Genomic DNA, 13,377 nt, shown 5'->3' with positions numbered 1-13,377 from the left:
GGGTCACCGGACCGCCCGGTCACCGTGCCGCCGGACCGCCGGGTCACCGTGCCGAGGAGACCTGCTCACGCACCCACGCGGGGTCGGGATTGGTGTACGCCCGGCCCGCCACGAGGACCGTGGGCACGGTCTCGTTGCCGTCGTTGGCCTCCCGCACCAGCTCCGCCCCGGCCTCGTCCCGCCAGATGTCGACCCAGTGCAACCGCCGCGCCCTCCGGCCCAGCCGGACGCGCAGCCGCATGCAGTAGGCACACCCGGGCCGCCAGAACACGACCGGCCGCCCGTCCACGGCACTGCGCCGCCGCGCCTCCACCGCACCGACCGACCGGGGGAACACCAGCGGCGAGGTCGCCCCCGCCAACAGCACGAACACCACCAGCAGCGCGACACCCGTCCCGCCGCGCCCCCGCACGAACGACCCGGCCGCGACCCCCGCCCCGACGATCAGCAACAGCACCGGGGCCGTCCACGCCCGTCTCATGTCCACCCTCTCGTCGTACCCCCTTGGGTCGCGCCTACAGCGGTCGTACGAACTCCGCCCGCCACTCGGGCGACGGGTCCGAGCCCAGGGCCGTCCAGTACTCGCGGCCGCAGGTTATCCGCCCGTCGCGGACCGTCCACAGGGAAACGGCCCGGTGGACGCCCATCGTCTCGTGCGGGACCTGCACCTCGGAGACCACGGTCTCGCCGTCGGCCACGACGCGCAGCACCTCGATCGACCAGCCCTCCGGGTACTCCGCGTTGACGCTCACGAAGTCGGCGCGGCCCTCGATCCGCTCGGCGCTGACCGGCCACTCCACCACCAGGTCGTCGGCGAGCAGCGCGCCGAGGCCCGCCCAGTCGCGGGCCTGCATGCGGGTCCAGAACTCCCGCACGGTCGCCGCGGGGTCCGGCACGTCCCCCGGGGCCGTCGGGTCCATCGGTTCCATCGGCTTCATGAGGGCATCGTGACAGGCACCACTGACAGTGGGCCCGGGGATCAGATCGCCTTCAGGCCCTGAGCCGTCGCCCGGGCCAGCGAGCCCAGGTAGCCCTTCGGCAGCTTCGGGCTGCGGACGACCACCGCGCGCCAGTACAGCGGGCCCGAGATCAGGTCGAGGGCCAGGTCGGTGTCGAGGGCGGGACTCAGCTCGCCGCGTTCGGTCGCCGCCGCGAGGATCCGGCTGGCGACGCCGTCCTGGCCCTCGCGCAGGGTCTTCTGCAGCGCCTCGGCGATCTCGGGATTGCGGGCCGCCTCCGCCTGGAGGTCGGGGATGATCTGCGAGGCCACCGGGTGGCGCAGGGCACGGGAGGTCACCTCGTACAGCAGCCGCAGGTCGCCCTCCAGGGAGCCGGTGTCCGGCGCGGGCAGGCCCTGGACGGCGAGGGCGGAGACGATGTCGAGCACCAGGTGCAGCTTGGAGCGCCAGCGCCGGTAGACGGCCGTCTTGCCGACGCCCGCGCGGCGCGCGATGCCCTCGATGGACATCCGGGCGTAGCCGACCGCCGCCAGTTCCTCGAAGACCGCCGCCCGGATGGCCTCCGTCACGTCCTCGCGCAGCACCGCCGCCCCGGCGGGGGCCCGGCGGCGCGGGCGCGGCGTCGGCTCGTCGGCGGCGGCGTTGGTCGTCATGCGCGTCAAGCATAGGGCGTCACGACGAAACGGTTGCGTTCCGGCGTCGCGACGCCCTACGCTCCCGTTACGACGATACGGTGCCGTCCCGACGTAAGTGAACACACACGGTCACCCGGGTGAACGACGGGCGGCGCCCTCTCGCCCCCTCCCCCGAGCGAAAGCACCGGATGTGAGCCAGGTCCTCGACCCCCCACCCGCGACCACCCAGGCGGCCTCCACTCCCGACCCGGACGACCTCGCGGCACTCGCCGCCCGGCACGGGCTGTCGGTCAGCGGCGCCCGCCCCTCCCTGCCCGAGTACGTCCGCCAGCTGTGGGCGCGCCGGCACTTCATCGGCGCCTTCTCCACCGCCAAGCTCACCGCCCAGTACAGCCAGGCCAAGCTGGGCCAGGTCTGGCAGGTGATGACGCCCCTGCTCAACGCGGCGGTGTACTACTTCATCTTCGGCATGCTGATGAACACCAGCCGCGGCGTGGAGGACTTCGTCCCGTTCCTGGTGACCGGCGTGTTCGTGTGGACGTTCACGCAGAGCTCGATCATGGCGGGCACCCGGGCCATCTCCGGCAACCTCGGCCTGGTCCGCGCCCTGCACTTCCCGCGGGCGGCCCTGCCGGTGTCCTTCTGCCTCCAGCAGCTCCAGCAGCTGCTGTTCTCGATGGGCGCCCTCGTCGTGATCCTGCTGGCGTTCGGCGTGCCGCCCGGCCCCTCCTGGCTGCTCGCGGTCCCGGCGCTGGCGCTGCAGTTCGTGTTCAACACGGGCCTGGCGATGGTCATGGCCCGGGTGGGCTCGAAGATCCCCGACATGGCCCAGCTGATGCCGTTCCTGCTGCGCACCTGGATGTACGCCTCGGGCGTCATGTTCAGCATCCACCACATGACCGGCCCGGACAGCGGCCTGCCGTCCTGGGTCGGCCCGCTGCTCCAGGTCAACCCCGCCGTCGTCTACATCGACCTGATGCGGTTCGCGCTGATCGACAGCTTCGGCGGCGGCATGCTGCCCGACCACGTCTGGGCGCTGGCCCTGGGCTGGGCGCTGGTCGCCGGGATCGGCGGCTTCATCTACTTCTGGAAGGCCGAGGAGACGTACGGTCGTGGCTGAGACCCCCGCTGAGAACACCCCCGCTGAGAACACCCCCGCCGAGCGCGTGCCCACCGTCGTCGCCGACGGCGTCGACATCGTCTACCGGGTCAACGGCACCGGCGCCGGCCGCGGCTCCGCGACCGCCGCCCTCAACCGCATCCTGCGCCGCGGGAAGGCCGAGAAGGCGGCCGGTGTACGCCGGGTGCACGCCGTGAAGAACGTGTCCTTCGTGGCGTACCGCGGCGAGGCCATCGGCCTGATAGGCACCAACGGTTCGGGCAAGTCGACGCTGCTCAAGGCGGTCGCCGGCCTGCTCCCGGTCGAGAACGGCCGGATCTACACCGACGGGCAGCCCTCCCTGCTCGGCGTCAACGCCGCCCTGATGAACGACCTCACCGGCGAGCGCAACGTGTACCTCGGCGGTCTGGCGATGGGCATGTCCCGGGCGCAGGTCAAGGAGCGGTACCAGGAGATCGTCGACTTCTCCGGGATCAACGACAAGGGCGACTTCATCACCCTGCCGATGCGCACGTACTCCTCCGGCATGGCGGCCCGGCTGCGGTTCTCCATCGCCGCCGCCAAGGACCACGACGTGCTCCTCGTCGACGAGGCCCTGGCCACCGGCGACCGCTCCTTCCAGAAGCGCTCGGAGGAACGCATCAGGGAGCTGCGCAAGCACGCCGGCACGGTCTTCCTGGTGAGCCACAGCAACAAGTCCATCCGCGACACCTGCGACCGGGTGCTGTGGCTGGAGCGCGGCGAGCTGCGGATGGACGGGCCGACGGACGAGGTCCTGAAGGAGTACGAGAAGTTCACCGGCGGCCCGGCCAAGGCGGCTCCCAAGGCGGCACCCAAACCGCAGGCCAAGCCCGCCACGCCCGCGCCGAAGGCACCGGCGGCCGTGTGAGCCCCCGCCCCCGCACGGGGGCGGCTCCCTCGGAAGGCGTACTCACCGCCCTCCCGATTAATCCTTTTGCCCGATTGATGTCACTATGACCGAATAGAAACCGACCCACAGGAGTGCTCCGGGAGCGACGCAGCGAAGGCCGAGGCGAAGGAGTCCCGCGATGCCCGAGACGGTCCACGATCCGTTCCCCGAAACGGCCCCCGACCTCAGCGTCGTCGTCCACGGCCGCAACGTCCAGGACCACCTGCCCGCCCTCCTCGACTCCCTGGACGCCCACCCCCTCACCGGTGTCGAGGTGATCGTCGCCGCCGTCGGGGACTGGGCGCGGGAGACGGCCGAGCGGCACGCCCCCGCCTTCACCGTGCTGCCGCTCCCGGAGGGGGCGGGGGACGCGGCGGCCCGCTCCGCCGGGGCCGCTCGGGCGCGGGGCCGGTGGCTGCACTTCGTGCACGCCAAGGACGGGCTGCCGGCCGGCGCCCCGTCCGCCCTCGCCCGGCACACCGCGGGCCTGCCCGGCCCGGTGGACGTCCTGCTGTTCGACCACGTCCGCAGCTCCTGGCGTGCCTCCGGCCTGCCCTCGCCCGACGGGCCCCGCCTCGCCCGCGCGGGCCGCGCCGAGGAGGGCCTCGCCCTCGACGACCGCGCGGGGCTGCTCCGGCTCGCCCCGCTGCTCGGCAACCGTGCCGTGCGCGCCGGGTTCTGGCGGGCCCACGAACGGCTGCTGACCACCGAGGACGAGCCGTTCGCCGCCTACGCCGCCCTGCTGCTCGCCGACCGCGTCGCCTGCCTGCCGCACCCGGCGTACGAGGACCGCGGGCTGCGCCCGGAGAGCCTCCCGCCGCCCACGCCGGCGCAGCGGTACGCCCTGGTCGACCGCTACGAGGCGCTGCTCGGCCTCACCGCCGGCCGGCCCGCCGTCCACCGCGCCCTGTACGACCTGATGGTCCGCGACTGCCTGCGCACCTTCGCCCGCGCCGGGATGCCCGACGACGTGGCCCGGGAGTTCTTCCACCGGGCGTCCGTGACCGCCCGGCGCCACCGTCCCGACGGCCACCGGCAGCCCGCGGGCCTGGAAGGGATGCGCCGGTCGCTCCTCGAGGAGGGCGCCTACGGCAAGTACCGCGCCCTCCAGAGCGCCAACCACGCCCGCCGCGGCCTGCGCTCCGCCGTGCGCACCGGCAGGCGACGGGCCGGCACGCGGCTGCGCTCTCTCCAGTACCGCGGCGCCCTGGCCCGCCCGGTCGATCCGCACCTCGCGGTCTTCTCGGCGTACTGGAACCGCGGGATGGCCTGCAACCCGGCCGCCGTCGCCGCCAAGCTCGCGGAACTCGCCCCGAGCATCCACCCCGTGTGGGTGGTCACGGCGCAGGGCGCGGCCCTGCTGCCGCCCGGCACCGACCACGTCGTGCCCTGCACCCGCCGCTACTGGGAGGTGCTGGCCCGCGCCAAGTACCTGGTCAACAACGTCAACTTCCCGGACGCGGTGGTCAAGCGCCCCGGCACCGTCCACCTCCAGACCCACCACGGCACCCCGCTCAAACGCATGGGCGTGGACCAGCTGCCCTACCCCGCCGCCGCCCACGGCCTGGACTTCCAGGCCCTGCTCGAACGCGTCGACAAGTGGGACTACAGCGTCTCCGCCAACAGCCACTCCACCCGCATGTGGCAGCGGGCCTACCCCTCCCACCACATCTCCCTGGACCACGGCTATCCGCGCAACGACGTCTACTACACCGCCGGCGCCGCCGAGGTCCGAGCGGCCCGGGCGCGCCTCGGCATCGCGCCCGGCCGCCGCGCGATCCTCTACGCGCCCACCCACCGCGACTACGAGGCCGGCTGGACCCCGCGCCTCGACCTCGCCGCCCTCGCCGACCGGCTCGGCGAGGAAACGGTCCTGCTGGTGCGCGCGCACTACTTCTACGACGGCACCGCCTCCCCCCTGGGGGGCCTGCTGGGGAGCCTGCGCCGCACCGGCCGCCTCGTCGACGTCTCCTCCTACGAACCCGTCGAGGAACTGTGCCTGGCCGCCGACGCACTGGTCACCGACTACTCGTCGATCATGTTCGACTACGCCAACCTCGACCGCCCGATCGTCGTCCACGCCGACGACTGGGAGACGTACCGCACCACGCGCGGCGTCTACTTCAACCTGATGGCCGAGGCCCCGGGACCGGTCGCCCGCACCCAGGCGGAGCTGACGGAGATCCTCACCACCGACGCCTGGCACGACGAACGCGCGACCAAGGCACGGGCCGCCTTCCGGCGCCGCTTCTGCGAGTACGACGACGGCCACGCCGCCGAACGCGTCGTGCGCCGGGTCTTCCTCGGCGAGGACGAGCGGACGCTCCCCCCGGTCCTGCCGGTCGACGACCGCATCCCGGCCCCGACCCCCGAGGAGGCCACCGCGTCATGAGGACAGCCACCACGAGCCCCGCCACGGGCACGCTCCTGCCGCCCATGAGCATCCCGGACGTCACCGTCACGGTCATCGTCTACAACGACGCCGAACGCCTCCCCCGCGCCGTCGCGTCCGTGCTGCGCCAGACCCACGCCAACATCGAGGTCGTGATCAGCGACGACCACTCGACCGACGCCACCGAGGAGGTGGCCCGCGAACTCGCCGCCCACGACCCGCGGATCGTGTACCTCCGGCTGCCGGAGAACAGCGGCGGGTGCAGCGCACCGCGCAACCGCGCCCTTGAGATCGCCCGGGCGCCGTACCTGATGTTCCTGGACAGCGACGACGAACTCCCCGAACGCGCCGTCGAGGTCCTGCTCGCCGCCCACCGCGAACGCGACCTCGACTTCGCCATGGGCGCCGTGCACCGCATCCGCGTGGACGGCGGACGCCGCACGACCTGGATGCCGCACCTGGTCGCCGAGCGCCGCACCCTGGACGGCATCGAGGCCGACCCGCGGCTGTTCTTCGAGCACCTCTCCACCAGCAAGATGTACGCCCGCGCCTTCCTCGACCGGCACGGCCTGCGCTTCCCCGAGGGCATCCACTACGAGGACCAACTCTTCTCGGCGCAGGCGTACTGCCTGGCCAAGACGTTCACCGTCGTCCCCGACCCGGTCTACCGCTGGTACATCGCCCCCTACGCCGCCTCCGAGGCCGCCTCCATCTCCAACCAGCGGCACAAGCTCACCAACGTCCGCGACCGCGTCCACGTGCAGCGCCTCATCGACGCGTTCCTGGCCGAGAGCGGGCACGAGGGGCTGCGCGAGGACAAGGACTTCAAGTTCCTCAAGCACGACTTCCGGATGTACGCCGGTGACCTCCCCTACCGGGACGACACCTGGCTGGCCTCCTTCGCGGACCTGATGAACCCCTACCTGGACACGCTCGCCGAGGGCGCCTGTGCCCGGCTGCCCCGTTCCGAACGGGTCGTCCTGCGGCTGCTGCGCGACCGGCGCCTGTCCGACGTCCGCACGGCGGCCCGGGGCCTCGGCCACGACGTGGCACCGCGCTGCGTGACACCGGACGAGGAGAGCGGCCGCGTGTACTGGGGCGAGGTGGTTCCGGAGTCCCCTCAGGCCCGCCGCGAGCTGGACCTGACGGACCTGGAGCTGGACACCCGGCCGTTCTTCACCGCCCTCCTCCGGCACGAGATCACGCGGATCACGCGCGGCCCGGGTGCGTCCGTCGACCTCACCGTCCGCACCTACGACCCCGCCCTGCGCCTCCCCGTCGGCCCCCAGCGCGCCGTGCTCCACCTCTCCCCCGGCCGCCGGCGCCTCACGGTGCCCTTCCGCCTCTCGCCCGTCCGCCCCGGGGTGTTCGAGGGCCGCGTCCGCCTGGACCTGGCGGCGGCCCGTCTCCCGCTCCACGGCTTCGAGGGCACCCGTCATCCAGTCCTCCGCCTCTGGCACCGCGGCCGCGCCCACACGGGCATCCTGCTGGCGCCGCTGACCTTCCCGCCCCTCACGGCCCGCGTCCCCCACCGCGCCGGCCTCACCCCGCACCGCGTCACCCTCCGCCCGGAGGGCCACAACCCGGGCCGCCTCCAGATCACCTGGCAGCCGACGGGCCCGACCGCCACGGTCCTCCGCCCAGCAGCCCGCCGCCTGTCCACCCCCCGAACCCGAAGAGCAGCCCGCCTGGCCGCCAACATCCTCCACTGACTGATGGAGCCGCGGCGAGTCGCGGACGCACGCAGCCGCGGCCAGCCGCCAAGCCTGCCGCCCCAGCTGCGGGCAGTCGTGCCGCTGGGGCGGCACGGGTGGGCGCAGCGGCACCCCGCAACGCCGGGCCGCGAACGCTCCCCCGCACAGCTCCCCCGGCACACGCCAAGGCGCCCCGGACCGAACCCGGCCCGGGGCGCCTCACACAGCGAGCGGCGCGACACCGCACCGCCACCTACGAATGCGTACGCAGCAACGTCCGCATCGTCCGCATGGCCACCGACAGATTCGACAGATCGAACTCGTCCGACGACCGGATCTCCTCCAGCGTCGTCCGCGCCCGCCCGAGAATCGCCGCGTTCTTCTCCTCCCACGCCTTGAACCGCTGCTCCGGCGTCGACGTACCGTTCCCCACCGCCAGGACATCCGCGGTCAGCGACGCGTGCGCCGAGTAAAGGTCCTCACGGATCGCCGCGCGGGCCATGGACTGCCACCGGTCGTTCCGCGGCAGATCACTGATGCGGTCCATCAGCTGGGTGACGCCGAGCCGGTCGGCGAGGTCGTAGTACACCTCGGCGACGTCCAGCGGCTCCTTGCCCATGCGGTCGGCCACCGACACGATGTCCAGCGTCGCGAAGGCCGAGGAGAACCCCGCCACCCGCGTGGCCGGCTCGTCCGGGACGCCGGCGGCGGTCAGCTCGTCGTAGATGTGCTGGTACCACTCCGCGTCCGCACCGCGCAGCAGCTTCGGCAGCTGCGACCACACCTGCTCGACCCGCTCGGCGAAGAAGTCCACCGTCTCGGCCAGCTCCAGCGGCTGCGGCCGGTTGTTGAGCAGCCAGCGCGTGCCGCGCTCGACCAGGCGGCGCGAGTGCAGCCGGATCCGGGTCTGGACGGCGGCGTCGACCTTGGTGTCCAGCTCCTCCACCGCGTCCCACACCGGGGAGGAGCGGAAGATCGCCCGGGCCACGGTCTGCGCCCGCACGATCTCCTCGAGCGACGCGCCGGTCTCCTCGCGCATCCGGTGCAGATACGTCGTACCGCCCGTGTTGACCGTGTCGTTGACCAGGACGGTCGTCGTGATCTCGCGGCGCAGCGGGTGGCCGTCGACCTGCTCGGCGAACTGCTCGCGCAGCGCCGTCGGGAAGTAGGCGTGCAGCAGACCCTTGAGGTACGGGTCGTCCGGCAGCGAGGTGTGCAGCAGCTCCTCGGCGACCGTGATCTTCGTGTACGCCAGCAGCACGGCCGTCTCCGGGCCGGTCAGACCGTGTCCGCCGCTCAGCCGCTCGCGGATCTGACGGTCCGTGGGCAGGAACTCCAGGGCGCGGTCGAGATGGCCCTCCCTGACCAGGTGGCGCATGAAGCGCTGCTGGGCGTGGAGCATGTCCTTGGACTGCGCGAGCGCGTTGGCGATCGCGGTGTTCTGCGCGTAGTTGTTGCGCAGGACCAGCGCGCCGACCTCGTCGGTCATCTGGGCGAGCAGCTTGTTGCGCTGCTTGACGGTCATGTCGCCGTCCTTGACCAGACCGTTGAGCAGGATCTTGATGTTCACCTCGTGGTCGGAGGTGTCCACGCCCGCGCTGTTGTCGATGGCGTCGGTGTTGATCCGGCCGCCCTGCAGCGCGAACTCGATCCGGCCCAGCTGGGTCAGGCCCAGGTTGCCGCCCTCGCCGACGACCTGGACCCGCAGGTCCTTGCCGTCGACGCGGATGGCGTCGTTGCCCTTGTCGCCGACGTCGGCGTTGGACTCGGTGGACGCCTTGACGTACGTGCCGATGCCGCCGTTCCACAGCAGGTCGACCGGGGAGCTGAGGATCGCCTTCATCAGCTCGGCCGGGGTCATCTTGGTGATGCCCGCCTCGATGCCGAGGGCCTCGCGGACGTGCGCGTTGACCGGGATGGACTTGGCCGTGCGCGGGAAGATCCCGCCGCCCGCCGAGAGCAGCTCGGTGTTGTAGTCCTCCCAGGACGAGCGCGGCAGCTCGAACAGCCGGCGGCGCTCGGCGTACGAGGTGGCCGCGTCCGGCGTCGGGTCGATGAAGATGTGCCGGTGGTCGAAGGCGGCGACCAGGCGGATGTGCTCGCTGAGCAGCATGCCGTTGCCGAACACGTCGCCGGACATGTCGCCGATGCCGACGACCGTGAAGTCCTGGGTCTGGGTGTCCACGCCCAGCTCCCGGAAGTGCCGCTTGACGGACTCCCAGGCGCCGCGGGCGGTGATGCCCATGCCCTTGTGGTCGTAGCCCGCGCTGCCGCCGGAGGCGAAGGCGTCGCCGAGCCAGAAGTTGTAGGACTCGGCGACCTCGTTGGCGATGTCGGAGAACTTCGCGGTGCCCTTGTCGGCGGCGACGACGAGGTAGGTGTCGTCCTCGTCGTGCCGGACGACGTCCGCGGGGTGCACGACCTCGCCGGCCACCATGTTGTCGGTGATGTCGAGCAGCGCCGAGATGAACGTCTTGTAGCTGGCGATGCCCTCCGCCATCCAGGCGTCGCGGTCCACGCTCGGGTCGGGCAGCTGCTTGGCGACGAAGCCGCCCTTGGCGCCGACCGGCACGATGACGGTGTTCTTCACCATCTGCGCCTTGACCAGGCCGAGGATCTCGGTGCGGAAGTCCTCGCGCCGGTCCGACCAGCGCAGACCACCGCGGGCGACCTTGCCGAAGCGCAGGTGCACGCCCTCGACGCGCGGCGAGTACACCCAGATCTCGAACGCCGGGCGCGGCGCCGGGAGGTCGGGGATGGCCTGCGGGTCGAACTTCATGGAGACGTAGTCGTGCGGCTTGCCGCCCGCCGCCTCCTGGAAGAAGTTCGTGCGCAGCGTCGCCTTGATGACGGTGAGGAAGGACCGCAGGATCCGGTCCTCGTCGAGGCTGGCGACCTGGTCGAGGGCCGCGTCGACCTCTTCGAGCAGGGCGTCGACGATCTCCCGCCCGGCCCGCTGCCGCTCCGGCGCCATCCGCGCCTCGAACAGGTTGATCAGCAGGCGCGTGGTGTGGACGTTGTTGCGGAGGGTGTCCTCCATGTAGTCCTGGCTGAAGGTCGAACCGGCCTGGCGCAGGTACTTGGCGTAGGCGCGCAGCACCATCGCCTCGCGCCAGGTCAGGCCGGCGCTGAGGACGAGGGCGTTGAAGCCGTCGTTCTCCGCCTTGCCGGTCCAGGTGGCGGCGAAGGCGTCCTGGACGCGCTCGCGGGCGTCGTCGCCGAGGTAGTCGGCGCCGCCGGACGGGGCCTTGGGCATCCGCAGGCCGAAGTCGTAGATCCAGGCCGTGGTGCGGTCCGCGCAGCGCAGCTCGTAGGGCCGCTCGTCGGTGACCTCGACGCCGAGCCGGCTGAGCACCGGCAGGACGGCGGACAGGGAGACCGAGCCGCCCTTCTGGTAGATCTTGAAGCGCCGCTCCTCGGGTGCGGCGCCGACCGGCTCGTACAGGCTCAGCGCGAAGGTCTTCTCCTCGTCGAGCTGCTCCAGGTGGCCGAGGTCGGCGACGGCGGAGCGCGGGCCGTGGTCGGCCTTGTAGCCCTCGGGGAAGGCCGAGCCGTAGTGGCGCAGCAGCTCGGCGGCGCGCTCCTCGCCGAACTCGGCGGTCAGCGCCTCGCCGAACCCGTCGGCCCAGGAGCGGGCGGCCTCGACCAGACGGGCCTCGACGCGCTCCTTGTCGGAGTCGGACAGGTGCGGCAGCTCGGTGCCCTGCGGGACCCGGACCACGAAGTGCAGCCGGGACAGGATCGACTCGGTGTTCCAGGCCGTGAAGTCGACGCTGGTGCCGCCGAGCTCCTCCTTGAGGATGTCGATGATCCGCAGCCGGACACCGGTGGTGTAGCGGTCGCGGGGGAGGTAGACGAGCGCCGAGTAGTAGCGGCCGTACTCGTCCTGGCGCAGGTAGAGGCGCAGTCGGCGGCGCTCCTGGAGGTAGAGCACGGAGGTGACGATCGGCTCCAGCTCCTCGACGGAGGTCTGGAACATCTCGTCGCGCGGGTACGTCTCCAGGATCTGGAGCAGGTCCCGGCCGTCGTGGCTGTTGGGCGAGAACCCGGCGCGCTCCAGCACCTCCTCCACCTTGCGCCGCACGACCGGCACCCGGCGGACGGACTCGGTGTAGGCCGCGGAGGAGAACAGGCCGAGGAAACGCCGCTCGCCGACCACGTTGCCGTTCTCGTCGAACTTCTTGACGCCGACGTAGTCGAGGTACGACGGCCGGTGCACGGTGGCCCGGCTGTTCGCCTTGGTCAGCACCAGCAGCCGGTGCTCGCGGGCCTTGGCCCGGGCGTCGGCGGGCAGCCGCTCGAAGGAGGGGCTGACCGGGTGGCTCTCGTCGGTCGCGTGGTGCGGGTCGGAGCGCAGGATGCCGAGGCCGGTGCCGGCGACGGCGGCGAGGGAGTCGTCCTCGCGCAGCTGGTACTCGCGGTAGCCGAGGAAGGTGAAGTGGTCGTCGGCCAGCCAGCGCAGCAGCTCGCGGGCCTCCTCCAGCTCCCGCGCGGGGAGGTCCTCGGGCGTGGTCTCGGTCGACAGCTGGTCGGCGATGCGGACGGCCGCGTCCCGCATCTTGCCCCAGTCCTCGACGGTCTCGCGGACGTCGTTGAGGACGCGGAGCAGGTCGGCGGTGATCTGCTTGAGGTCGCCGCGGTCGGTCTCGCGGTCGATCTCGACGTGGATCCAGGACTCGGTGTGCGCGTCGTGCGGCAGGTCGGCGGTGGGCGGACCGGCGAGCACCTCGACGAGCTTGCCGGCGATGTCGCGCCGCACCACGATCTGCGGGTGGACGACGACGTGGATGCCGCGGCCCTGGCGGGTCAGCTCGTTGGTCACGGAGTCGACGAGGAAGGGCATGTCGTCGGTGACCACCTCGACGACGGAGTGGCTGCACGTCCAGCCGTTCTCCTCGACCGTCGGGGTGTGCACCCGGACGTTCGCCGTGCCCTGCGGGCGGTTTTCCGCCAGCCGGTAGTGCGAGACGGCGGCTCCGAAGACGTCGACCGGGTCGCGGTCGGCCAGGTCCTCCGGGGCGGTGTGCCGGTAGTAGCGCTGGAGGAACGCGAACACGGATGCGTAGTCCGGGGCGCCGTCCGGGCCGTCCGGCGTGCCCGGGGTACCCGGAGTGCCCTCGCCCGTCGTCCCAGTCGGTAGGTGGCCCCCGACCGGGCTGTTCTCAGCTACCCGCGCAGCCCTTTCGAGCAGCTCGGCCTTGGCTTCGTCCAGCTTGGTCTGCATTGTCCTCTGACTCCTGTCGCGCGCCGTTGCGTGACGTAGAAGGAAGTACGGTCTCCTGCCTTCCGGCATGACGTCGGGACACGGGGTGTCCGGTCCGCTTCGACGCTATGCCGCAAGACGAGAGGAGCGGGGGCATATCAGCCAATGTCGCCGCTCCCACCGGGTGTGACTTCGCTCTCGCCGTCACCGTCCGGGGAGTGTGCGGCGGCCTGCCGGGGGTCTGTGCCGCCCCGTCCCGCCCGCGAGGATCAGCGACCGCCGCCCGGACACGGATGTCGTCCGTGCGTGCCGGGCGCAGGGCAGGGGCACCAGTGCCCCCGCGAGCTATCGCGCTGATCACGCCACAAGGCTATCGCTCCCCGTGGGCTCCCCGTCATGAGCCGCATGTGTACAAAACCGGACCCACAACTTGGACGTTCCGCACAGCTACCTACCGGTAACGG

At 72.0% G+C, this 13,377-nt stretch carries 8 protein-coding genes; 4 read left to right on the top strand and 4 right to left on the bottom strand.

The window, feature by feature from the left end; translation table 11 throughout:
• Nucleotides 1-43 precede the first annotated feature (43 nt).
• Genes D1J63_RS22500 through D1J63_RS22490 form a run of 3 tightly spaced genes read right to left on the bottom strand, consistent with a single transcriptional unit; the run spans nt 44 to nt 1,612 of the window.
• Nucleotides 44-481, bottom strand: a complete 438-nt coding sequence (locus D1J63_RS22500) for a glutaredoxin domain-containing protein (RefSeq protein WP_125631152.1) — start codon at nt 479-481, stop codon at nt 44-46.
• Nucleotides 482-515: 34 nt separating this feature from the next.
• A complete protein-coding gene (locus D1J63_RS22495) occupies nt 516-920 on the bottom strand; it encodes a nuclear transport factor 2 family protein (protein ID WP_164713214.1) in 405 nt (134 codons plus the stop codon).
• A gap of 59 nt (nt 921-979) precedes the next feature.
• Complete coding sequence (locus tag D1J63_RS22490) at nt 980-1,612, bottom strand: TetR/AcrR family transcriptional regulator (protein ID WP_125631148.1); 633 nt, start codon at nt 1,610-1,612, stop codon at nt 980-982.
• A 172-nt stretch (nt 1,613-1,784) separates the two neighbouring features.
• Between D1J63_RS22490 and D1J63_RS22485 the strand changes: the two genes are divergently transcribed.
• The 4 genes from D1J63_RS22485 to D1J63_RS22470 all read left to right on the top strand — a co-directional run bounded on the left by D1J63_RS22485 (nt 1,785) and on the right by D1J63_RS22470 (nt 7,728).
• Complete coding sequence (locus D1J63_RS22485; protein ID WP_102930362.1) at nt 1,785-2,714, top strand: ABC transporter permease; 930 nt, start codon at nt 1,785-1,787, stop codon at nt 2,712-2,714.
• Complete coding sequence (locus D1J63_RS22480) at nt 2,707-3,603, top strand: ABC transporter ATP-binding protein (RefSeq protein ID WP_164712925.1); 897 nt, start codon at nt 2,707-2,709, stop codon at nt 3,601-3,603. Before D1J63_RS22485 ends, D1J63_RS22480 begins: the two co-directional genes overlap by 8 nt.
• Nucleotides 3,604-3,763: 160 nt before the next feature.
• Nucleotides 3,764-6,016, top strand: coding sequence for a CDP-glycerol glycerophosphotransferase family protein (locus tag D1J63_RS22475; protein WP_125631146.1), 2,253 nt, complete (start codon nt 3,764-3,766; stop codon nt 6,014-6,016).
• Complete coding sequence (locus D1J63_RS22470; protein ID WP_125631144.1) at nt 6,013-7,728, top strand: glycosyltransferase family 2 protein; 1,716 nt, start codon at nt 6,013-6,015, stop codon at nt 7,726-7,728. The genes D1J63_RS22475 and D1J63_RS22470 overlap by 4 nt, the downstream gene beginning before the upstream one ends.
• A gap of 235 nt (nt 7,729-7,963) precedes the next feature.
• On the opposite strand, the gene D1J63_RS22465 is transcribed toward D1J63_RS22470, so the two are convergent.
• Nucleotides 7,964-12,934 (bottom strand): NAD-glutamate dehydrogenase, encoded by a 4,971-nt coding sequence (locus D1J63_RS22465; RefSeq protein WP_125631139.1) that lies wholly within the window; start codon nt 12,932-12,934, stop codon nt 7,964-7,966.
• Nucleotides 12,935-13,377 lie beyond the last annotated feature (443 nt).

Origin of the sequence: Streptomyces sp. KPB2 (genome assembly GCF_003950055.1) — a bacterium.
GTDB lineage: Bacteria > Actinomycetota > Actinomycetes > Streptomycetales > Streptomycetaceae > Streptomyces > Streptomyces salinarius.
Note: the sequence above shows the minus strand (reverse complement) of the source record. Positions and strands in the feature narration are given on the sequence as shown.